The following is a 22,180-nucleotide window of genomic DNA, read 5'->3' on the forward strand; positions in this document are numbered from 1 at the left end:
CCCTGTCCGCGATACGCGCGTCGATTCCTTGTGTCACGTCCGTGACGTGGCAGTCGACGCGATCAACCCGCTCGGATTGGCACGAACAACCGGTTGTCGCCGCGCTGTATCAACAGGGCGACGCGGCCCTTGGCGCGTTCGACCAGGCGCGCCAGTTCTTCGGCGCTGCCGACCGGCTGACCATTCACCGCGAGGATGGCGTCGCCCGGCTGGATGCCGGCCTGAGCGGACGGGCCCGCCGCGTCGGACACGACCAGGCCGCGATTCACGCCCAGTTGCTGCGCTTCGCCACCGGTGAGCGGACGCACGACCAGACCCAGACGGTCGCGTGCCGGCTGCGCGTCGCGCCCCGGATCGGCCTGGGCGACCGCTTCGGTGTCGCCCTGTTCGCCCAGCGTCGCCGTCACGGTGCGTTCCGCGCCCTGACGCCATACCTTGAGCTTCACCGCCTTGCCTGGCGGCAGATTGCCGATCACCTTGGGCAGGTCGAACGAATCCGCCACCTCGCGACCATCGACCGACAGCACCACGTCACCGGGCTGCAGGCCCGCCCGGTCCGCCGGACCGTCCTTTTCGACATTGGCAACCAGAGCGCCGCGCGCACGGTCCAGCCCGAAGCTGTCGGCCAGGTCGCGCGTGATCGGCTGGATGCTGATGCCCAGGCGGGCATGCTTGGCGCGGCCGAACTGCTTGATCTGGTCGGCCACGCGCATGGCCACGTCGATCGGAATGGCGAACGACAGCCCCATGAAGCCGCCGGTGCGCGAGTAGATCTGCGAATTGATGCCGATCACCTCGCCCTTAAGGTTGAACAGCGGACCGCCCGAATTGCCCGGGTTGATCGCCACGTCGGTCTGTATGAACGGCACCAGCGATTCGTCAGGCAGCGCGCGCGACTTGGCACTGACGATGCCGGCTGTCACGGTGTTCTCGAAACCGAAAGGTGCGCCGATCGCCGCCACCCATTCGCCGACACGCACCTGGTCCGCATTGCCCAGTTTGACGGCCGGAAGGTTCTTTGCCTCGACCTTGATCAGCGCAACGTCGGTGCGCTTGTCGCTGCCGATCACGCGCGCCTTCAGTTCGCGCTTGTCGGTGAACTTCACCGTCACCTCGGCGGCTTCCGACACCACGTGCGCGTTGGTCAGGATGTAGCCATCCTGGCTGATCACGAAGCCGGAACCGATGCCGCGCGGTGTCGGGCCCTGGCCATTGCCCGGCCCCTGGCCGCCGCGCGGGTCCTGCGGCACCGGAATGCCGAAGCGGCGGAAAAATTCGTACATCGGGTCGTTCGGGTTCATGGCCGGCGACCTGGCCGTCTTGCCGACGACGCTGATGTTCACGACCGATGCCGAGGTCTGGTCGACCAGCGTGGTGAAGTCGGGCAGACCGGTCACCAGATTGCCGGTGCCCGCGGCCGCAGCGGCCGGTGCAGCCTGCGTGAGCAGCAGCGGCTGGCCGTCGGCAGCGGCCTGCGCCTTGTGCATCCAGTCGATCGTGGTCGCCGTCGCACCAAGGCCGAAAGTCGTGGCGGCGATGGCTGCCAGAGCGGTACGTGACAGGGTGATCTTCATCGGATGTCCTCTCCTGACTGTTATTGCCCGCAGCAGCCAAGCGCTGCGGGGCTTGTGAGCGAACGATGGAGCCGCGCGGGTGACAGGCTGTTCCGGCGGTTTACATCCCGAAACAATGGGCGTCGTCGAGCAGGTTCGATGGGAATCTGGGGAGCTAAACTGACATATCAAGGGTCCGAGTCGATGAACCGCACTTGAAAACAGGTGGCCGCGCCGCCACCATGCTCAGTCCGGGTGTCACGCAGCGGCATCGCACCATGATCGCGCCGCTCTATATATAAGCAAAAACAGGATGACCATGAACCATTCAGACACCACACGCCCGAGCCGGGAAGAAGCCGAGGCGGCTGTCCGTACGCTGATTCAGTGGGCCGGCGACGATCCGACGCGCGAAGGCCTGCTCGATACGCCATCGCGCGTCGTCAAGTCGTACGAGGAATTCTTCGCCGGCTATTCGATCGACCCGCGCGAAGTGCTGTCGCGCACCTTCGAGGAGGTCGAAGGCTACGACGAGGTGATCGCGCTGACCGGTATCCGCTTCGAAAGCCATTGCGAGCATCACATGGTGCCCATCATCGGCAAGGCGCATATCGCCTACCTGCCGGATCGGCGCGTCGTCGGTATTTCGAAGCTGGCGCGCCTGGTCGAGGTGTTCGGCAAGCGCCTGCAGATCCAGGAAAAGATGACTGTGCAGATCGCCGATGCGCTGTACGAGGTGCTGCAGCCGCGCGGTGTTGCAGTGGTGATCGAGGCGGCGCACGAATGCATGACCACGCGCGGTGTGCACAAGCCGGGTGTCGCCATGGTGACCAGTCGCATGCTCGGCGCCTTCCGCGACGACGCCAGCACCCGGCGCGAGTTCTTCAATCTGATCGGCCGGACGGCGGGCGGCTGCGAAAGCTGAGTCAGCGCCTCAGGTCAGGCAGCGCGGCGAGGCGTCGCTCCAGTGCACCGGGTTCGGTCGCGCGGTGCGGGCCTCGCCGCGATGCGTTGTGATCGACGGCATCGCTGCATCCGCCCGGATTCCTGCCTTCCAGCCAGGGTTCTGCCGCACTCAGCATGTCCCGCCCGATTTCGGGTGGCGCCAGATCGCGCGTACACCCGGGGATGATCCTGGGGCCCGGTGCTTGGCATCGCCGGCCGCAATCGCCGGTTGGAGGCGTCGAGGCGTGATCCGCTCAGCCTCGGTCGCACGACGTTTCGGGCGCTGTCTATATATATGCAGCGGAGAGACCCGGGCCGAACCCGGAACGGCGATCAAGCAGGTCCGGTGTGGTGTTTCGCCAACGAAGGCTCGGATCTGGCAGCGGGCAAGCCAACCTCCCTTGCATGGCTGTTGCACGAAAACCACAACGCACCGGACGGGTGCATACGTAATTCTACGCATGGCTTGCAGGGAGCTTTCATGCTTCGGTACAGTGCGGTCCACCTTCTGAATGTCCGAAGGTGAGTAGCCCGGCAGTAGAGTCGCTCTGCGATCGAACACGATCCGGGCACCCACTATCATCGCAAGAGGAGAATTGCGTAATGTCCAAGAAATTGCTTGCAGCTGCGATCGCAGCCGCACTCGTACCGACCGCCGTGCTGGCCGAAGCATCGAACGTGACCATGTACGGTCGCATCGACTACGGTTTCATGTCGCGTGGTGGTGACAGCGGTGGTCTGTCGCAAGGTGGTCGTGAAGGTCGCCTGAACGACTTCGAAGATGGCATCCAGGGCACGAACCGCATCGGTTTCCGTGGCAGCGAAGCCCTTGGCAACGGCCTGAAGGCAATTTTCGAATTCGAATTCGGTTTCTCGGGTGACAGCGGTCAGTCGTTCGGTGCCACGTCGAACCGTCACAGCTGGATCGGTCTTGAAGGTGCCTTCGGTACCGTCCTCGGCGGTCGTGTTGATGGCGCACGTTACTCCTTCGTCGGCCAGTACGACCCGTTCAAGAACCAGACCGTCGCCAACGCCGGTTCGCTGTTCGGTGTGACGTCGGGCCTCGGTCAGGCTGACCGTGCCGACAACGCTGTTGTCTACATCACGCCTGAAGTCGCTCCCGGCCTGAAGTTCCTGGCTGCCTACACGACTTCGCTGCTGTCGGAAGCGGGTTCGGGTGCAATCGCCGGTCAGGACACCGAAACCGGTGACACCCCCCTGTACGCACTGGCTGCCCTGTACAACAACGGCCCGATCAGCGTCACGCTCGACTACGAAAACCTCAAGATCAAGCGCGCAAACGCGGGTCGCGACCTCGAGTTCGATCTGTGGGTTGCTGGCGCCAGCTACGACTTCGGCGTTGCCAAGCTGTCGGCCTACTACGAAAACACGAAGGGTGACGACAGCGCGTCGGAAGCCATTTCGGACGCTGATGGCTGGCTCGTCGGTCTGACGGTTCCCGTCACCACCAACTTCGCTATCAAGACCAGCTACGTCAAGGCGAATGACGATGCCCGCAACAACGCTGACTGCAAGAAGTGGGGCGTTGGTGGCGAGTACTCGTTCTCGAAGCGCACACAAGCCTACGCAACGTTCGCCAAGCTGAGCAGCGACAGCGCAGCGACCTGCGGCATCTCGAAGAACGCCGCCGGTGGTAACGGTACGGGTTCGAACGGTGCCAATGGTACTGGCTACGGCGACACCGGCTTCAACATCGGTCTCGCACACACGTTCTAATCGGTTTCCGATCAGAAAGCTGTGTTGAAACGGGCGCCTTCGGGCGCCCGTTTTTCGTTCACCGTCCCTGATGTGCTGTCGTTCGATCCGAGTTCTCGAACAGATGGCTGCTCTGCTCTGTGTCGTGTGGTCACACTGCAAGTGAGCGGAGAAGGGTACTCATGAAAGATTCAGCGCGCCGTCACTGAAAGCGATCGCATCCGCTCCCGGCCAACTGTCCCGGATTGCGCCCGTTCAGCGCTCCGGCGTCGCGTCGAGCAGGATGTCGACCTGTCCGGCGCTCATGCCATCCATGTCGTCCTTGCGTCCGATCAGCCGATACACCACAGTGTCGCCCTTGCCTTTCAGATAGAGCGTCTGCGGCGGGTGGAAGTCAAATCGGTTGCGCAGGCGAAGGTAGGTCGTGGTGTCGACCTGCACCATGCCGGGCACGCCTTCGGTGGTGATGCGACTGGCCAGATTGACGGTGTCGCCCCACAGGTCGTAGATGAATTTCTTCTTGCCCACCACGCCGGCGACGACCGGACCGGTGCCGATGCCGATGCGCAGATCGAGCAGCACGCCGGTGCCGGTGGTCTGGTTCCTGAGCCAGTCGCGCATTTCGAGTGCCAGATCGGCCAGCGCGGCGGTGTAGTCCGACGTGTTCTCGTTCAGTCCACCCGCCACCATGTAGGCGTCGCCGATGGTCTTGATCTTCTCCAGACCGCGCGCGCCAGCCTGTTCGTCGAAGCGTGAAAACACCCGGTTGAGCATCGAGAACACCTGGGCCGGCGTCATGCCGGCGGCCACCTGGGTGAAATTCACGATGTCGGCAAACATGACGCTGACGTCGGCAAATCCGTCGGCGATGTTCTTTTCGTTCTGCTTCAGGCGTTCGGCGACCGGACCGGGCAGGATGTTCAGCAGCAGGCGCTCCGAGCGCTCCTGTTCGCTTTCCAGCAGCGCGTGCGCTTCGGCAAGCTGACTGGCGGTGCGCTGCTTCTGTTCGATCGCAAAGCGCAGCAGCATGAATACGATGGTCGAAATGGCGAGGAAGTTGAGCGCGAAGAACACCACGCTGGTTTCCACCGACACGGTGGCGTCGCGGTAGGTGCTGGCGTCGGCGAGATAGAAGTCGAACACGCCGGTCAGCACGATCAGGAAGGCGTAGGCGAAGAACCAGGCCAGCGCCTCGCGCGCGCCGATGCACAGGATGGCGCCGACCGGCGCGAGCAAGCCCCACAGCAGGATGCCGCTGGCGGTGATGAAGTTGCCGATGGCCCACTGGGCGACGAAGGGCACGAACAGGAACAGTCCGAGCTGCGTGCTGCGGAACAGCTTGAAATTGCCGCTGCGGATGTACAGCAGCAGGTTGCCGGCCAGCAGAAGCTGGTAGGCGAAAGGCAAGGTGGCCGACAGTTGCGGGCCGATCGACCAATACACCGCCAGCCACAGCATCGACGCCACACAGACCAGGCCCGTCGCCAGCACCAGCAGCGACTTGTTCAGCCGTTCTTCGGCGCTGTCGCCGGGCAGGATGCCGCCACTGCGCAGGCGGGTGACGAAATTTGTGGAGGGGCCGGCGCTCATTTCAAGGTCCGGATCGCGGCGGGGGCTCCGCTCCCACAGGCAAGCAGATCCGCTCTGCAGTGGTGGGAATCGCGTCCCACGGCAGGCCCTGCAATGCAGGAAATGCCGCTCATGGCAACTGCCCCGCATTCATCATTCGGCCGAACAGCACGAAGCGCGATTCCCATGCCACGAGGTCATCGAACTCCCCGCCCGTTGCTGCCGTGTTGACGCTGCCGTCGCGCGCATACAGGACGCCGGAGGTTCCCGGCTGCGAACTGTTGACCTGTTCGTCGGCGTTGCTCGCCGAATCGTGGGCGATCAGGCTGCCGATCGCCGTCGTGGCACCGCGCCCGTTTTCGCCATGCGACCACAGTGCAAAGGCCACCGCGGTGGCGCTGTTCAGCAGCACCTCTGTGCCCGCTGCGTCGCGCGTGCGGATGACGATGTCGCCTTCGCCGGTGAGCGCGATACGCTGTCCGGGTGCAACGACCAGGCTGCGCGCCGCGGTGGTGTTCTGCGATACGACATAGCCGAGCCGGTTGCCCCAGCCGTCGAGGCCGCGCACGCCCAGCGTCTGCCAGGGCAGCAGGCCGCGCCGGTTTGCGCAGTTGCCGCCGGCGCGGTTTTGTTCGGTGCCGTCGACCTCCGACACCGCCGGGCAGGGCAGCGAACGGTTGACCACGGCGAACGCGACAACTGCCTCGCGGGCTTCGCGCAGCGCCGTCTGGGTATCGGCGATGCGGGTACGCAGCATGGCGAGCTGGAGCGCGGCGATCGCACCGACGCTGAGCAGCGCGACGATGGTCAGCACCACCGCGATTTCGATCAGGGTGAATCCGCGCTGGCGCGTCATGATCCGGTGCACACGCCGGCGCAGGCCGGCAGCAGCGACAGCGCCCGCGCCACGCGCGAACCATCTGCCAGCGCGACGACGCCCTGCGTCCCTGACGTGCAGATGTGGGCGCACCACTGATTGTTGATCCACCAGGCGTACGGCGGTGTGCCGTCGCTGGTGAGCGAAATATCGCCCAGCACGCGCGCCCCGGCGCTGGCGAACAGACGGCTGGTGGTGAGCGTAAGCACGCGGTCGTTGAAGTCGTCCTGCGCGCGCAGTGCGACGGCATGTTCACCGCCGGTGTGCGTATAGGCGTTGCCGGCCACCGTCGCCCCTTCGACAAATTGTTCGATGGCGCCTTCGCGGCAGCCGGACTCGCCGAAGCCGCCGCTGCGCGATTGCCCCGGCAGTGCGGAGCCGGGTGCGATAAGCACCGCCGCCACCGGCTGGCCGGCGCCTGCGGCACTGACTTCGACAATGCCGCCCGGCGTTGCCGGGTTCAGTGCCGGCTTGTCAGCGCTGCTGCCGCGCTCGCTGGTCTGAATATTGTTGCTGAAGCGGGCGCTGCGCGCGTACCACAGGCATTCGCCTGCGCCATCGAGCACCGGGCCCATGCCCAGCGTGCGCCAGGGCAGACGACCGATGTGGCCGCTGCAGTTGAAATCGGACACGCCGTCGTTGTCGAGATCCGGGCAGGGCAGGGCGCCTGGCGAGTTGTCGTGGTTGCCGGCGACATTGCCCAGCGCACCATAAGCCGCCAACGCATCGCGCGCCCTGGCCAGCGCGCGCTCGGTGGCCAGTTCGCTGTCGGTGCCGGCAGGCGACGACAACGCGCGGGCCAGGGTGGCGATCGCCAGCAGACCGAGCAGCGCGATGGCGATCAGCAGCGCGGCGCCGCCCTGCCGCTGTCGTGTCGACAGCCATGCGTTCATGGGCTGCGCCCCGGCTGTACGTCGATCACGCCCGACGCCGGCGCTGCCTGACCGGCTTCGTCGACGGCGGTCTGTTCGCCCGGGCGCAGCCTGACCGCCTGACCGGCATTGCCCGGCAGCTGCAGTGCGGTGCCCGCCGGCTGTGCCTGCAGCGATGGCAGTGCGCGTGCATCCAGCGCACCGCCATTGACGAACCAGGTCACCGGGCCGGAAGAGCGGACGACGATGCCATCGTGCCGCACCGTGCCGACGGCACGTTGCACGGTGGCCGCCTGCACCGGCTGGCCGCGCAGCTGCTCCAGCCGCGCGCGCTCCGCCGCGCTGTAGAAAAGCCGCCCGAGCGGCTGCGCCGCCGCCGCATGCGCGACGCCGCACAGAAGCAGGAGCAGCGCACGTTTCACGACGCTCCCCCCTCTTTCGGACGGAACGTGATCCAGTCGAGCAGGCAGTCGGCCTGCAGCGTTTCCGGGGTCGCGTCGGTCAACACACGCCGCACCATGCTGCATTCACGCACCCGTACCAGGGCCGGCGCGTGCTGGCTCAGTTCGTCGAGCAAGGTCAGCAGGTCGCCTTCATGCAGCAGCGGCAGGCGCAGGCGCAGCGTGCTGCTGCTGACTTCAAGCTGGCCGGCGTCAGAGGGCGCAATCGAGCGATCGAGCGGCCGTTGCGGCGAAAATTCGTAATCGAGCGCGCCCAGGCGATGCCGCGCCCGGGTGTCGCGGATCAGTTCGACCCAGGCCAGACGCTGTTCGGCGCCGATCGCACCGCGCGCGGCGAGCTGACGGTAACGGTCGATCTTCTGCGCGATTTCCAGCTCTTCGGCCTGTGCAGCGGCCAGCCCGCCCTGTGCGGTGGCACGCGCGGCGATCGCCCGGGTGTGGTCCTGCTTCGCTTCGTCAGCCAGCCGGGCGCTTGCCCACAGCGCGCCGGCACCCGCCAGTGCCATCAGCGCGGCCAGCGCCGCGGCACCGCGCAGCTTCTTCAGGTCGGCGGCATTCACGGCGCGAGCCCCCGGCTGATCAGCAGCGCGAACTGCGGCGCGCTGTCGGCGTCGCTGCGGTCGCTGCGTGCCCCGCCGCGCAGCACCTGACCCGATTCGAGATCGAACGGCGGACGCGTGACTTTCACCTGCAGGCCGTCCGCTGCGCGGCCCAGATCGAGGGCGAGGGCGTCCACCAGTTCCAGCGCGCGTCGCTGCTGGGCGCCGTATTCGGCGGGCAGCCGCGCCTGCACCACCAGTTGTGCCTCGACCGGCGCCAGTCCGTCGGCCGCCGGCACGCCGGCACTGCCCAGCTTCCAGTCGAGCCGGTCCAGTTCAACCTGCGGATAGCGCTCCAGAACGGTGCCGAGCGCCTGCATCAGTCCGGCCGGTACTGCGCTGCGCTGCTCCAGTTGCAGGCTGCGTTCATGCACGACGCGCAGCGTATCCAGCGGCACGGGTGTTGGCGGAAGGCGCGCAATGATGTCGCGCCGGGCGGCTTCCGCACGCCGCGCATCGTCCTGCAGCCGCGCGCTCTTTTCGCGCAGTTCGAGGCTGTCGAGCGCGCTGTGCGTGGCCATCAGCAGGCAGGCCGCCAGCGCGACGCTGCCGGCGGCGATCAGCGCGAAGCGCGCCTGCCAGACGCGGAAAGCGCGACGTTCGGCGGCCGGTGCGAACTGTTCGGCCGGCGGCTGGCGCATCAGCGCCTGCACGAACAATGTTTCGCAGTGCAGGTCGTCCGGCGCCGGGCGCAGGCCGAGCCGCTGTGCGGCCAGATGACTGTCGATCAGTTCGAACTGCAGCATGTCATTGCTGCGGCAGGCCTGCGAAAACTCGTCCATGCGCGCCGGTGGCACCAGCACGCGCACATTCAGCGGCGCGCTGCGGGTGACCAGGCGCTGGCTCAGCAGATAGGGGTGCAGCCGCCGTGCTTCTTCGGCGCAGGCGCGCGGCAGGTCGTTGCTCGACAACGCGCCGAGCGGCGTCAGGCGCGAGAAGCGCAGGCGGCCCTCTTCGAAGAAGCTCTGCCGCACGCCGGTGCGGGTGATGGCCAGCAGCAGCGTGCTGCCCTGCGCAATGCGCAGCCGTTCGAGCACCGGTTCGCTGGCCAGTGCCACGCTGTGGATGCCGCTCAATGCGACGTTGGCATCGCGCAGCGCCGCCAGCCAGGGTTCGAGCAGGGCCGGCCGGGTCAGCGCGCAGAACAGCATCTGTTCGTCGCGCCGTCCGGCGCGCGAGCGACCGAGCGAGCGCGCGCAGGTGAGCGGGGTGCCGAAGAAATGCTGGCCAAGCTTGCGCCGGATCAGTGCCGCGCGGTCACCGCCACGCACGAAAGGCACCATTTCGGCGATGAAGGCTTCGTCGGCCAGATCGCACAGCATCAGGTACAGGCCGTCACGCTGTGTGCGCAGGAAGTCGGCGAATGCCGTCACGCCGTCGCTCGTCGTCGCGAAGCGGGCGTGTTCGGTCACCTCGCCGGCGCGCCAACCATAGGCGACAAGCTGCGTCGCGTCGAGATAGAGGACGTGGCGGCGCGGCATCAGGTCTTCAACTTCGTCAGCATGTCGTACACCGGTCCGAGTACGGCGAACGCCACCGCCATCAGCAGCAGCCCGAGCACCAGCGTCAGCGTCGGTTCCATCGCGGCCTGCGCGCGTGCAATCGATTCACGCACGTCACGCGTGTAGAAGTAGGACACCTCGCGCAGCGCGCGGTCGAGCGCACCGGTGCTTTCGCCCACACGCAGCATGCGCACGACCAGCGGCGGAAACAGTCCGACGCTCTGGAACGCGGCCGTCACGTTCTGGCCCTGGCTGATCAGCGCGCCGGCACGCGCCAGCGCGTCGCGCACGGCCTCGTTGCCGACCACATCTTCCGATGTGCGCACCGCATCGATGATCGGGATGCCGGCGCCGTACATCATGGCGAACATGCTGGCGAAGCGCGACAGCACCACCTTGTGCAGGATCGGGCCGATCACCGGCACCGACAGTTTGAAGCCGTCGAAGCGCTGTCGGGCCACCGGGTTGTAGCGCAGCAGCGCAACGGCGCCGACGGCTGCCGCGACGATGAGCAACAGCACGGCCGGCCACCAGGCCAGCAGGAATTCCGACGTGCCCATCAGGATGCGTGTCTGCAGCGGCAGCTCCAGCCCGGTGTTGCGGAAGAAGCGCGCGAGGTCGGGCACCACCACCAGCATCAGCACCGCGATGACGAACAGCAGGAAGGTGCCGACGATGGCCGGATAGGTCAGCAGGCGTCTCGTTTGCGACACCAGTTCGTCTTCCCACTTGAAGGCGTCGATCTGTTCGCGCAGCACCTCGGCCAGATTGCCGGTCAGTTCGCCGGCACGGACCAGTGCGCAGAACACCTTGCTGAATGCGGCCGGATGTTCGGCCATGGCCTGCGACAGCGATCGGCCGCCCTCGATGCCTTCGACCAGCGAGGCGACGATTTCGCGCATGCGCGGGTGCTCGGTCGAATCGCGCAGGTCGGTCAGCGCCTCGATCAGCGGCACGCCGGAACGCACCAGCTGTTCGAGGTGAAAGCTGAAGTTGATCAGTTCGAGCCGCGGCAGGCTGTGACCGAACAGCGGCTGCGCGTGCTTCATCGGCTGGCCGTTGACGAAGTCGAGCTGCATGCGCTTCAGGCGCATCTCGAGATCGACCAGATTGGCGGCGTCCATGCGGCCGAACACCATGCGTCCCTGCGTGTTCATCGCCTTGTACGAAAACATCGCCATCGTCAGCGCGCGTACCAGTCCGGACCGCTCTGGGCCATGCGTTCGGTGAGATCGACCACGCGTGCCAGTTCGTCCAGCGAAGTCGAGCCGTCGATGACGCGCCGCAGACCGTCTTCGGCCAGCGAGCGGAAGCCCTTGGCGCGGGCGGCGTTGCGCAGCTCGCGCGCCGTGGCGCGCCGGGCCACCAGTTCGTCGAGGTCGGAATCCATGCGCAGCAGTTCCATCACTGCCAGCCGGCCGCGGTAGCCGGTGAATTCGCACGCCGGGCAGCCGACCGCATCGTGGATGTCCGGCGCTGCGCGGTCCTCGCGCAGACCGAGCAGATGGATTTCGTGCGCCTCGGCCGGTCGCGCCTTTCGGCAGTACAGGCACAGCTTGCGCAACAGGCGCTGCGCCATGATGCCGATGATGTTGCCGGCCATGATGTCGGGCAGGATGCCGATGTCGAGCAGGCGCGGGATCGCGCCGAGCGCCGAGTTGGTGTGCAGCGTGGAATACACCTGGTGGCCGGTCATCGCGGCGCGAAAGGCCATCTCGGCGGTTTCGGCATCGCGGATTTCGCCCACCAGGATGATGTCCGGATCCTGCCGCATCATCGAGCGCACGCCGTTCGCGAAATCGAGCTTGACCGCCTCGGCGACCGAAGTCTGGCGGATCAGCGCCATCGGGTATTCGACCGGATCTTCCAGGGTCATGATGTTCACGCCCTCGGAATTGATGTGGTTGAGCACCGAGTACAGCGTAGTGGTCTTGCCGCTGCCGGTCGGGCCCGTGGCGAGGATGATGCCTTCGGGCCGGGCGATCATCAGCTTCAGCTGGTCGAGCTGCGAATCGGCCAGCCCCAGTTCGTCGAGCGCGACGATGCCGCGCGCCCGGTCGAGGATGCGCAGCACGATGTTTTCGCCGTGCAGTGTCGGTTGCGACGACACGCGGAAATCGACCGGCCGGCCGCTGATGGTGAGCGAAATGCGACCGTCCTGCGGCGCGCGCATTTCGGCGATGTTCATGCCGGCCACCACCTTGATGCGCACCGCCATCGCCGGCCAGTACGAGCGGTGCAGCGCGCGGATCTGCCGCAGCAGGCCGTCGATGCGGTAGCGGATGCGCAGGAAGCCGGCTTCCGGTTCGAAGTGGATGTCGGAGGCGCCGCGCTTGACCGCATCGGTCAGCAGCGCGTCGATCAGGCGCACCACCGGCTGGCTGTATTCGTCGGCCGAGGAGGCCAGTGCGCGGTAATCGACCTCGCCGGTTTCCAGCTCGGTCAGGATGCCTTCGATCGACAGTTCATGGCCGTAGGACTGATCGATCGCGTGCGCGATTTCAGTCTCCCCGGCCAGCACGGTTTCCAGCTCGATGCCTTCCGGCAGCAGCGCACGCAACTGGTCAAGCGCGACGATGTCATTCACGTCGGATATGGCAACCGTCAGCTTGCGCTCGCTGACGAGGTAGTTCAGCGGCAGCAGCCGGTGCCGCTTGGCCAGCGCCTGCGGCACCAGTCGCAGGGCGTCGGCGTCGATCAGCGCATGCGACAGATCCACCGTGCGCTTGCCCAGCGTGACGCCGAGTGCCTCGCGCAAAGTGGCTTCGCTGACGAAGCCCAGCTGCACCAGCAGGCGACCCATCGGAATGTTCAGCTTCTGCTGTTCCTGCAGCGCGATGCGCAACTGGTCCTCGGTCACCAGACCCTGCGCCAGCAGTAACTGGCCGAGCGGGCGGCGCGGTGCGTTGGCCGGCGAGTTCATGTGCTCAGGGCCCTTCCGGCGCGGCCTGCAGCGCGGCAATGCGGGCGGCCACCGCGTCTGCGTCGAAGGCGGCCGAACGCTGGCTGCGCAACGTCATGGCTTCACGGTAGTACTGCAGCGCCAGACGTGGCTGACGCAGCTGGTCGAGGCTCACGGCAAGGTTGTACGCGTGGTCAGGCTGGTCGGGCGCCAGCGTCCAGGCGTTGAAATAGGCCTGCTGCGCTTCGCGCCAGCGGGCCTGTCCGGCATACAGATTGCAGAGCGCGAATGCAGCGGGTGCCGATTGCGGCTGCGCCGCGGCGATGTTCAGCAGCCGTGCCTCCTGTGCGACCGGGTCGACGTTTTCGCTCAGCGCCACCTGCACCGACGGATCGGCCGGATCGATTTCCGCGATGCGCCGCAACAGCATGCGCGCCTGCTGCGCATCGCCCCGGACGTCGGCCAGCGCCATCAGGCCGTGCAGCGCATCCGGATTGCGCGGATCGGCACGCAGCGCGCGTTCGTAGGCGACGCGCGCGCGGTCGTACTCGCCTGCGTTGAACGCCGCATAGCCTTCGTTGATGTCCTGCGGAATGACCGGGGCATTACGGGTGATGCGGATGGGTGGCGCAGCGGGCGCTGCAGCGGGCGGCGGCTTCGCTGCCGGCGCATCGGCGGCGAGCTGACCGGACAGGAAGCGGCTGGACGGCGCGGCCGCCAATGCGTCATCGGGCAGCGCTGCGGGGGCGGTCACTGACGCACCAGCGGCCAGTGACGACGGTGCAACCACGGCGACGGACGCAGCGGATTGCGCAGGCGAAGGCACGGGTGCGGGCGTGGGCATGGGCGTCGCGATGCGCGCCGCCGGCGGCGACAGGGAGGCGGCCGGTGCGACGGCCCGGCCGCTGTCCAGCAGACCGATCTGCCACATGACCCAGCCGACGATGCCGAGCAGCAGCAGGCCGGCCACACCGAGCAGCCAGGTGAGCGGCGACTTGCCGCGCGGCGCCGGTCGCTTGGCGTCGAACAGCACGCGCGCTGCTTCGGCGCCGGGCTGAGGTGAGGGGGGCGTGGCCGGTCGCGGCTCCGGTACGTCGAGCCCGGCGAAGCGCGCGGCCTGGGCGAATTCGTCGTCGATCAGTTCCAGTTCATGGGCCGGCGTGATGCGCGCCGGTGGCGCGACCGCTGCCGGCGCAGCTTCGCTTTCGGCTGCCGGGTCTTCCTCGCGCCGCTTGGCGGCCTCAGCCTTCTTCAGCGCTTCGAGCAGCAGGCTCACTGCGCAGGCTCCACTTTCCGGTTCGCGCCGGGCAGCGGGAAGGTCGGTTTCATGAAGCGCTCGTCCGGCAGCGACTCCACCAGCGATCGGTAGTCACCGTCGAGGCTGGCGTCTTCGATCACGACCGGACGGATCAGCACGACCAGTTCGGTCTTGCGCGAAGTTTCGTTGCGCGCCGACAGCAGAGCGCCGATGAAGGGCAGCGCGGATACGCCGGGAATGCTGTCGCGGCGGTAGTTCAGTTCGTCCTGCATCAGACCGCCGAGCACCGCGGTTTCGCCGCTGGCCACGCGCATGACCGATTCGAGTTCGCGCGTCTGGATGACCGGCACCAGATTGGGTGAGCTCAGGTCGGGCGTCGGATCCTGCGCGTCGCCCACCTTGCGCGAAATGGTCGGCCGCACGTTCAGCAGCACGAAGCCGTCGGCGCTGATCTGCGGCGTGACCGCCATCACCAGGCCGACCGAGACCGAGCGCGGTGTGGCGGTAAAACTGCGCACGGCCTGCGTGTTGGTATTGGCGACCACGTCGGACTTGATCTCGAAATAGACGATGTTGTTGACCACCTTGAGCAGCGCGGTCTGGTTGTTCAGCACCGACAGCTTGGGGCTCGACAGCACCTTCACGTCGCCGTAGGTTTCGAGCAGCTTGATGCTGTCGACCAGCTCGCGGTTGCGGCCCAGACCGATGGCGAACGGCGCATTGGTGGTCAGATCGGTCGAGGTGGTGTTCAGCGACACCGTGGCGCCGCCGCGTTTTCCGCCGCCGGCAAAGGCAGTCCAGTCGATGCCCTGCTGGTAGTTGTCGGTCAGCTGCACCTCGGCGATGGTCGCTTCGATCAGCACCTGGCGACGCGCGATGCGCGTCACCTGGCTGATGAATTCCTGCACCTTTTCGTGCTGGCGCGAGGTGGCGCGCACATTGATGACGCCGGTTTCGGCGTTCAGGATGACCGACGCCGCCTCGCGGAAGGTGGCCCGTCGCTCGACCGGTGGTGCGACAACCGCCGGGTCGGTGCCCGCAACCGGCGTGACTGCGGGTTCGCTCATCGTGTCCGGCATCAGCTTGTCGGTTTCGTGCAGCAGGTCGCGGATATTGCGTTCGAGCGATTCCCAGAAGCGGTTCTTTGCCACGTTCTCGATCCGGGTGCTGGAGCTGTTGCCGGCATTGCCGGTCTGCGTGGCGACATTCGCAGTGCCGCCGGTGCCGGTGACCGCAGCAGAACTGGTCGAGGCGATCTGCGTGTTGATCGACACCGCACCGGTCACGTCGCGCGACATGTTCACGTAGTCGACCCGGTAGCTGCGCAGGTACGGCGCGTCGGGCATCACGACCAGATTCGGTCCGTCGAGTTCGAAACGCATGTCGACCTGGGTGGCGATGCGGGTGAGCAACTGCGGCAGCGTCTGGTCGATCGCGTTCAGCGTGACCGCACCCTCGATGCCGGGGTGGATGTCCACATTCACCTTGGCGTCACGCGCCAGCGCGAACAGCAATTCGTTCACCGGCACCCGGTTGACCACCACGCTGTAGGTTTCCGACTTGTGCCGCGGCTGCGGCTGGGGCGGCGACAGCGGGCGGGCGACCGGCGGCGGGATGCCTTCGCGCGCCGCGCTGGCCGCACCGTCAGCCTTCTTCGCCACGACGTGGGCATCCGACATCGGCTGGGGGGTGTGCGCCGCACAACCGGCAAGCAGGGCCGCCATCACGGCGCAGGGCAGAACGGGGCGCAGCAATGCTGTCATGGGCACGGAGACGGACGGTGACTCGGAATGAAGCTGAATTCGGATGGTACGCGGAATCCGGGGTCGATCAACATGATGCGCAGCCAGCCCTGTTCCGTCAATGCCTTTGGCATTTTCAGGGCTGGCGCAGGCTGCGCACCGGCCGCGCAATCGGCCGCGCGGTGGCGATCCAGTCGGGCAGCGTGGCGAGCGCCTGCTGCGCAGAGCGCTGGTCCGGAAAGTCGCCGTAGATCACCGCCAGCTGGGTGCCGCCCGCAGTGTCTGCGCGATAGGCCCGCAACTGCTGTGCGTCGAGGGTACGCCGGGCGCGCCGTACGTAGCGCTCGACCTGTTCGCCCTGGGCGACCGGGGCCGACATCAGCTGGATGAACCAGCGGTCGTCGGGCGCCGAGGTCGTCCATGACTTGCTCGATGCCAGCAGCGACGTCAGGTCGTCATCAGGCACGGGGGGTTGCGCTGCCGGTTCCGCTAAAGCGTCGGGCGGGGCTGAAGCGATGGCGTCCGGCAGCCCCGGCGGGATGGAGGGTTCGCCCGCCGGGGCTGCCGGTGGGGTCTGTTCAGTCTCCGGAGCGGCAGCGGGCGGCAGATCCGGCGCACGGCCGGCCGGGGCGGCCGTACCGCCGGCGGCCGCTGCCGGGGGGGCTGCTTCGGAGGGCACCCGGTCCATACTGCGCCCGAGCAGAAAACCGGCGGCCAGCAGCACGACGGATGCCGCGACCGCGAGCGCCAGCCGCGTCGGCGTGGCGCCGCCCGGTGCCGGCACGCGCAGTTCGGTGTCGGCGAACGCACGCGTGGCGTCGGCTGCCGTGACGCCGTGTGCGCCGCGCGCAAACGCCGCCAGCAGCGCCTTGTCGGCCAGGATGTTGATGCGTCGAGTCAGGCCGCCCGAATCACGCGCGATGCGTGTCACCGAGGCGGCGTCGAACACGTTCGGTCCGCGATAGCCGGCGGCGCGCATGCGGAAATCGATGTAGGTGCCGACGTCGTCCGGCTGCAGCGGGTCGAGCCGGAAATGCTGGGTGATGCGGTCCTTCAGTTGCCGCATGTCGGTGCGCGCCAGCAGGTCGTCCAGCTCCGGCTGGCCGAACAGCGCGATCTTGATCAGCTTGTGGCGTTCGGATTCGAGGTTGGACAGCAAGCGGATCTGTTCCAGCGTTTCCGCCGGCATCGCATGCGCCTCGTCGATCAGCAGCACGATCTGGCGGCCGGCGGCGAATTCGGCCACCAGCGCCTCCTGCACCGCACGCAGCAGCCGGTGCGCGCTGCCATCGCTGCCGGTGGCGGGTGCGCAGCCGAGCTCGTCGGCCAGCACGGCGAGCAGTTCGCCGCGATTCATCAGCGGGTCGGCGAGATAGATGGCGCGCAGATGGGCGGGAAGATGATCGATCAGCACCCGCGCCAGCATGGTCTTGCCGGTGCCGACTTCGCCACTGACCTTGACCAGCCCCTCTTCGCGACCGAGCGCATAGACCAGCGCGTCGAGCAGTGCCCGGCGGTTCGCGCCACCGAAGAAGAAATCGGCATGCGGGGTGATGCGGAACGGCGATTCGCGCAGGCCGAAGTGTTCGAGATACATGTCAGTCGCCGCGTCCGACGTCGGTATCCGGCGCGTCCATGCGGTGGTAAAGCGTCGTGCGCGCGATGCCTAGCAGACGTGCCGCCGCGCTCACATTGCCGCGCGCCAGCCGCATGGCGGCATCTATATAGGCGCTTTCCCATTCGCGCAGCCGGGCGTCGAGCCGGAAGCCGCCGGCGCGCAGCTCGTCGAGTGCAACATCCGACAGCTCGCGCGCGGATGCGTCGTGCAGCGCCGGCGCGGCCGGTGTGTTGCCGGCCGGGTCGAATTCCGCCTGCAGTTCGGCCAGTCCCACTTCGCGGCCCGGATACTTGGTCGACAACCGGATGACGATGTTGCGCAGTTCGCGCACATTGCCGGGAAAGCCGTAGGCCAGCCAGGCCGCGCGTGCATCGGCCGCCAGCGAAAACGGCTGCCGTTCAAGCTGGGCGCAGAACTGCCCGCGGAAGTGCTCGAGCAGGTGAAGCCGGTCGCTGCCCATGTCGCGCAGGGCCGGCAGGGTGATCGTGAACACGCTGAGCCGGTGGTAGAGATCCGACCGGAAACGCCCGGCGCGGACTTCCTCGCTCAGATCGCGATTGGTGGCCGCGATGATGCGCGCGTTCGAACGGCGCAACTGCGTTTCGCCCACCCGCTGGTACTCACCGTTCTCGAGCACGCGCAGCAGCTTGGCCTGGAGGTCGAGCGGCAGTTCGCCAATTTCGTCGAGGAACAGGCTGCCCGACGCGGCCTCCTCGAAATAGCCGGCGCGTGCCGTCTGCGCGCCGGTGAACGCGCCGCGCGCATGGCCGAACAACGTCGGCTCGACCAGACTGGGCGAAATGGCGGCGCAGTTGAGCGCCAGAAAGGGCTGGCCGCCACGCGTCGTGCCGGCGTGCAGGCAGTTGGCGACAATGTCCTTGCCGGTGCCCGATTCGCCTTCCACCAGCACCGGATACGGCAGGTCTGCGTACTGCACGATCTGTGCGCGCAGCCGGATCACCGGTTCGCTGTCGCCGATCAGCGCCGGCAGGGCGGGAGGTGGCGGCCTGCAGGTTTCGGCCAGCTGGCGCAGCAGTGCATGCAGCGCTGCGGGCTGCGCCGGTTTGGACACGAATTCCGTGGCGCCCAGGGCCCGCGCATGGCGAGCGAGGCCTTCCTCCCCCTGGCCGGACAGCACCACGATGCGGGTGTCCGGCGCGTGGGCCAGCAGATCGGCGATCAGTGCGTAGCCTTCATCCGGGCGATGCGGGCAGGGCGGCAGGCCAAGATCGATCAGCGCCAGCTTCGGTGCCGCCTGCTGTTCGCGCAGCCATGCGATGGCCGCACCGCGAGAGGCGCGGCTGGTGACGAGGAAATCCGCCTCGAGCAGGAAGCTGAGTGAATCGGCAATCAGCGGATCGTCGTCGACGATCAGCAGTCCGGGCCGCGGCGCTTCGGTTTTCGTCGGGCGGGCAGCGTTCGCGAAAGTCATGACCGATGATAGCGCACGCCGATGGCGCATCCGGAAGCGTCGCTGCGGCCTGTGGGGCGCCTCTGCTACAATCGCGCTCCCTGCTACCTGCATACTCTGTTCTCGTGTCACTGTCCCCTCCGGCCAACGACATCCTGGTCGACTTGAAGAACGTCGACTTTGCCTACGACACGCGGCCCATTCTTTCCGGCATCAACCTGCGCATTCCGCGCGGCAAGCTGGTCGCCATCATGGGCGGCAGCGGCTGCGGGAAGACGACGCTGCTGCGCCTGATCGGCGGTCAGCTCAAGCCGACGGCGGGCCACCTGACGGTGGACGGGCAGGAGCTTGCGCGGCTGTCGCGTCGCGAAATGTATGCGGCCAGGCGGCGCATGGGCATGCTGTTCCAGTTCGGCGCGCTGTTTACCGACCTGAACGTGTTCGACAACGTGGCCTTTCCGTTGCGCGAACATACCGACCTGCCGCCCGACATGATCCGTGACCTGGTCATGACCAAGCTGCATGCCGTCGGGTTGCGCGGCGCATGGAAACTGATGCCGGCCGAACTGTCGGGCGGCATGGCGCGTCGCGTCGCACTGGCCCGAGCCGTGGCGCTCGACCCGATGCTCATCATGTACGACGAGCCGTTCGCCGGGCTTGATCCGATTTCCCTTGCCGTGGTCGGTCAGTTGATCCGCCGGCTCAATGACGCACTTGGCGCCAGTTCGATCATGGTGACGCACGACGTGCACGAATCGCTGGAAATCGTCGACTACCTGTATTTCCTTTCGGCCGGCAAGGTGGTGGCCGAAGGCACGCCGGACGAGATCCGTGCCTCGACCGATCCGTTCGTGCATCAATTCGTCAACGCGGAGATTGACGGGCCGCTGCCGTTCCATTTTCCGGGTGACGATTACAGGACAACCCTGATGGAGACGCACGCATGATCGCCCGGGTGCTTCGCTCGATGGGGGCGCGCACGCTCGACGGTCTGTGGCGGCTCGGCTTCGCCAGCCGCTTCTTCGTTGCCGTGCTGATGCGCTCGGGCACAGCGTTTTCGCGCTTCTCGCTGACTATTCGCGAGGTGTTTTCGACCGGCGTGCTGTCGCTGATCATCATCATGGTGTCCGGCTTCTTCGTTGGTCTGGTGCTCGGTCTGCAGGGGTACGAAACGCTGCAGCGCTACGGTTCGAGCGAAGCGCTGGGCATTCTGGTGGCGCTGTCGCTGGTGCGGGAACTGGGGCCGGTGGTTGCCGGGCTGCTGTTCGCCAGCCGCGCAGGTTCGGCGCTGACGGCCGAAATCGGGCTGATGAAGACGACCGAGCAGCTCAAGGCGATGGACATGATGGCGGTCGATCCGATCGCACGCGTCGTCGCGCCGCGCTTCTGGGGTGGCGTCATTTCAATGCCGCTGCTGGCCGCGCTGTTCTCGATGATGGGCGTGTTCGGCGCCTGGTTCATCGGTGTCGTGTTCATCGGCGTCGATGATGGTGCGTTCTGGTCGCAGATGCAGGCATCGGTCGATTTCCGCTACGACATCGTGAACGGCATCATCAAGAGCGTGGTGTTCGGTTTTGCGGTGTCGCTGATCGCGGTTTTCGAAGGTTACGATTCGGCCCCCACTGCCGAGGGCGTGTCGCGCGCGATCACGCGGACAGTTGTCAATTCAGCGCTTACCATTCTGGCGCTGGACTTTGTGCTTACATCCTTCATGTTCAGGGGTAACGGATGAACCGTACTGTGCTCGACCTCTGGGTCGGTGTGTTCGTGGCGATCGGCGTGGCCGCAGTGTTGTTTCTGGCACTAAAGGTCGGCAACCTTGCGTCCGCTAACATAGGCGAGACATACAGGCTGCAAGCCAACTTTGATAACATCGGTGGCCTCAAACCGCGTGCGCCCGTAAAAAGTTCGGGTGTTGTGGTCGGGCGGGTGACGGAAATCACCTTTGACCCCACTCTTTATGTCGCGGTGGTCAAGATGGATGTCGATAAGCGGTATGTTTTCCCGCGAGACACGTTTGCGACGATCCTGACGTCGGGCTTGCTTGGCGAACAGTACATCGGGTTTGAAGTCGGTGGCGATACGGAAGTGCTCGCCGCCGGCGCAACGATAACGAAGACGCAGTCTGCGGTAGTGCTTGAAAAGCTGATCAGTCAGTTCATGTTCAACAAGGCTGCCGAGAGCCCGCAGGCTCCCGAGCAGTGATGTGCGTAACGCATAGCCGGGAAGCTCGCCAGATGACCCATACAAAAAAGCAGACATCCAACATGCGTCCGGTGCTCGCTGCAGCCATTGCTGCAACGCTGATGACCGGATGTGCGACCTCGGGCAATCCGAAGGATCCGATCGAAGGATTCAACCGCGCGGTCTTTTCGTTCAACGAAACGGTAGACAAGGCGGTCATCAAACCCGTCGCGCAAGGCTATGACTACATCACGCCGACGCCTGTCCAGACCGGTGTGTCGAATTTCTTCGGCAACATTGCCGACCTGTGGATCGGTTTCAACAACCTGATCCAGGGCAAGCCGGGTGAAGCACTGTCCGACGTCGGGCGCGTGGTGATCAACACGACCATCGGCATCGTCGGCCTGTTCGACGTCGCCACCGGCATGGGTCTGGAAAAGCACGAGGAAGATTTCGGCCAGACGTTGGGTCGCTGGGGTGTGGGCGATGGCGCGTATGTCGTGCTGCCGATCATCGGGCCGCGCACCCTGCGTGATACCGGCGGTTTCCTGGTGGATGTCTGGATCGATCCGGTCGCCAATCATGATCCGGTCTCGGTCCGCAATTCCGCCCTTGCGCTGCGTGCCATCGATATGCGCGCCGATTTCCTGAAGGCCGAAAGCGCGATCGAAGCCGCCGCGCTCGACAAGTACGCTTACGTGCGCGATGCGTATCTGCAGCGTCGCCGCAGCCTGATCTATGACGGAAACGCACCGCGTGAAAGCCCGTTCGCACAGCTTTCGCCGAGCGAAAACCTGATGGCCATGTTACCGATTGAAGCAACTTGGCGCTTCATGCTTGTCGGCACACCTGCCACCATGGGCGTTGATGCCATGAGTTCGCAGGCTTCGACGGAGCTTGCCGTAGCGTCGAACTGACCGCTTCAGTGCCCCGGCCAGTCTGGCGGGGCGGTAGGGTCATAACGGCCTGTC

General features: G+C 66.3%; 19 protein-coding genes. 6 read left to right on the plus strand and 13 right to left on the minus strand.

The window, feature by feature from the left end:
- Positions 1 to 62 precede the first annotated feature (62 nt).
- Positions 63 to 1,574 carry a DegQ family serine endoprotease gene (locus ACTIFF_RS00720; RefSeq protein WP_439535094.1) on the minus strand — a complete coding sequence of 504 codons (1,512 nt, stop codon included), beginning with the start codon at positions 1,572 to 1,574 and terminating at the stop codon, positions 63 to 65.
- Between the two features lie 298 nt (positions 1,575 to 1,872).
- Between ACTIFF_RS00720 and folE the strand changes: the two genes are divergently transcribed.
- Positions 1,873 to 2,478: a GTP cyclohydrolase I FolE gene (gene folE / locus ACTIFF_RS00725; RefSeq protein ID WP_257080557.1), complete on the plus strand. Its 606-nt coding sequence runs from the start codon at positions 1,873 to 1,875 to the stop codon at positions 2,476 to 2,478.
- A gap of 623 nt (positions 2,479 to 3,101) precedes the next feature.
- Positions 3,102 to 4,235, plus strand: coding sequence for a porin (locus ACTIFF_RS00730; protein WP_439535095.1), 1,134 nt, complete (start codon positions 3,102 to 3,104; stop codon positions 4,233 to 4,235).
- A gap of 234 nt (positions 4,236 to 4,469) precedes the next feature.
- Here the strand turns inward: ACTIFF_RS00730 and ACTIFF_RS00735 are convergent, their stop codons facing one another.
- From ACTIFF_RS00735 to ACTIFF_RS00790, 12 genes are all read right to left on the minus strand, one after another.
- On the minus strand, positions 4,470 to 5,804 hold the full coding sequence (locus ACTIFF_RS00735; RefSeq protein WP_439535096.1) for an adenylate/guanylate cyclase domain-containing protein: 1,335 nt from the start codon (positions 5,802 to 5,804) through the stop codon (positions 4,470 to 4,472).
- Positions 5,805 to 5,913: 109 nt separating this feature from the next.
- Positions 5,914 to 6,639, minus strand: a complete 726-nt coding sequence (locus ACTIFF_RS00740) for a type II secretion system protein (RefSeq protein ID WP_439535097.1) — start codon at positions 6,637 to 6,639, stop codon at positions 5,914 to 5,916.
- Positions 6,636 to 7,553: a hypothetical protein gene (locus tag ACTIFF_RS00745; protein WP_439535098.1), complete on the minus strand. Its 918-nt coding sequence runs from the start codon at positions 7,551 to 7,553 to the stop codon at positions 6,636 to 6,638. The genes ACTIFF_RS00740 and ACTIFF_RS00745 overlap by 4 nt, the downstream gene beginning before the upstream one ends.
- Positions 7,550 to 7,954: a hypothetical protein gene (locus tag ACTIFF_RS00750; protein WP_439535099.1), complete on the minus strand. Its 405-nt coding sequence runs from the start codon at positions 7,952 to 7,954 to the stop codon at positions 7,550 to 7,552. Before ACTIFF_RS00750 ends, ACTIFF_RS00745 begins: the two co-directional genes overlap by 4 nt.
- Positions 7,951 to 8,553, minus strand: a complete 603-nt coding sequence (locus ACTIFF_RS00755; protein ID WP_439535100.1) for a hypothetical protein — start codon at positions 8,551 to 8,553, stop codon at positions 7,951 to 7,953. Before ACTIFF_RS00755 ends, ACTIFF_RS00750 begins: the two co-directional genes overlap by 4 nt.
- Positions 8,550 to 10,073 (minus strand): hypothetical protein, encoded by a 1,524-nt coding sequence (locus tag ACTIFF_RS00760; protein WP_439535101.1) that lies wholly within the window; start codon positions 10,071 to 10,073, stop codon positions 8,550 to 8,552. The genes ACTIFF_RS00755 and ACTIFF_RS00760 overlap by 4 nt, the downstream gene beginning before the upstream one ends.
- A complete protein-coding gene (locus ACTIFF_RS00765; RefSeq protein WP_439535102.1) occupies positions 10,073 to 11,275 on the minus strand; it encodes a type II secretion system F family protein in 1,203 nt (400 codons plus the stop codon). Before ACTIFF_RS00765 ends, ACTIFF_RS00760 begins: the two co-directional genes overlap by 1 nt.
- Positions 11,276 to 11,277: 2 nt before the next feature.
- On the minus strand, positions 11,278 to 13,017 hold the full coding sequence (locus ACTIFF_RS00770) for a GspE/PulE family protein (RefSeq protein ID WP_439535103.1): 1,740 nt from the start codon (positions 13,015 to 13,017) through the stop codon (positions 11,278 to 11,280).
- Positions 13,018 to 13,021: 4 nt separating this feature from the next.
- Positions 13,022 to 14,272: a tetratricopeptide repeat protein gene (locus tag ACTIFF_RS00775; RefSeq protein ID WP_439535104.1), complete on the minus strand. Its 1,251-nt coding sequence runs from the start codon at positions 14,270 to 14,272 to the stop codon at positions 13,022 to 13,024.
- Positions 14,269 to 15,933 (minus strand): secretin N-terminal domain-containing protein, encoded by a 1,665-nt coding sequence (locus tag ACTIFF_RS00780; RefSeq protein ID WP_439535105.1) that lies wholly within the window; start codon positions 15,931 to 15,933, stop codon positions 14,269 to 14,271. Before ACTIFF_RS00780 ends, ACTIFF_RS00775 begins: the two co-directional genes overlap by 4 nt.
- A 199-nt stretch (positions 15,934 to 16,132) precedes the next feature.
- Positions 16,133 to 17,593, minus strand: coding sequence for an AAA family ATPase (locus ACTIFF_RS00785; protein WP_439535106.1), 1,461 nt, complete (start codon positions 17,591 to 17,593; stop codon positions 16,133 to 16,135).
- A 1-nt stretch (position 17,594) separates the two neighbouring features.
- Complete coding sequence (locus ACTIFF_RS00790) at positions 17,595 to 19,046, minus strand: sigma-54-dependent transcriptional regulator (RefSeq protein WP_439535107.1); 1,452 nt, start codon at positions 19,044 to 19,046, stop codon at positions 17,595 to 17,597.
- Between the two features lie 104 nt (positions 19,047 to 19,150).
- Here ACTIFF_RS00790 and ACTIFF_RS00795 point away from each other — a divergent pair, with 104 nt between their 5' ends.
- Genes ACTIFF_RS00795 through ACTIFF_RS00810 form a run of 4 tightly spaced genes read left to right on the plus strand, consistent with a single transcriptional unit; the run spans position 19,151 to position 22,126 of the window.
- The gene (locus ACTIFF_RS00795; RefSeq protein WP_306477012.1) at positions 19,151 to 19,972 is read left to right on the plus strand and encodes an ABC transporter ATP-binding protein; all 822 of its coding nucleotides are present in this window, start codon (positions 19,151 to 19,153) and stop codon (positions 19,970 to 19,972) included.
- Positions 19,969 to 20,757, plus strand: a complete 789-nt coding sequence (gene mlaE, locus ACTIFF_RS00800; RefSeq protein ID WP_069039422.1) for a lipid asymmetry maintenance ABC transporter permease subunit MlaE — start codon at positions 19,969 to 19,971, stop codon at positions 20,755 to 20,757. The genes ACTIFF_RS00795 and mlaE overlap by 4 nt, the downstream gene beginning before the upstream one ends.
- Positions 20,754 to 21,230 (plus strand): outer membrane lipid asymmetry maintenance protein MlaD, encoded by a 477-nt coding sequence (gene mlaD, locus ACTIFF_RS00805; protein ID WP_439535108.1) that lies wholly within the window; start codon positions 20,754 to 20,756, stop codon positions 21,228 to 21,230. Before mlaE ends, mlaD begins: the two co-directional genes overlap by 4 nt.
- Positions 21,231 to 21,262: 32 nt before the next feature.
- A complete protein-coding gene (locus ACTIFF_RS00810) occupies positions 21,263 to 22,126 on the plus strand; it encodes an MlaA family lipoprotein (RefSeq protein ID WP_439535109.1) in 864 nt (287 codons plus the stop codon).
- Positions 22,127 to 22,180: the final 54 nt, after the last annotated feature.

This window comes from Methyloversatilis sp., assembly GCF_051861465.1.
In the GTDB taxonomy this organism is placed as follows: Bacteria; Pseudomonadota; Gammaproteobacteria; order Burkholderiales; family Rhodocyclaceae; genus Methyloversatilis.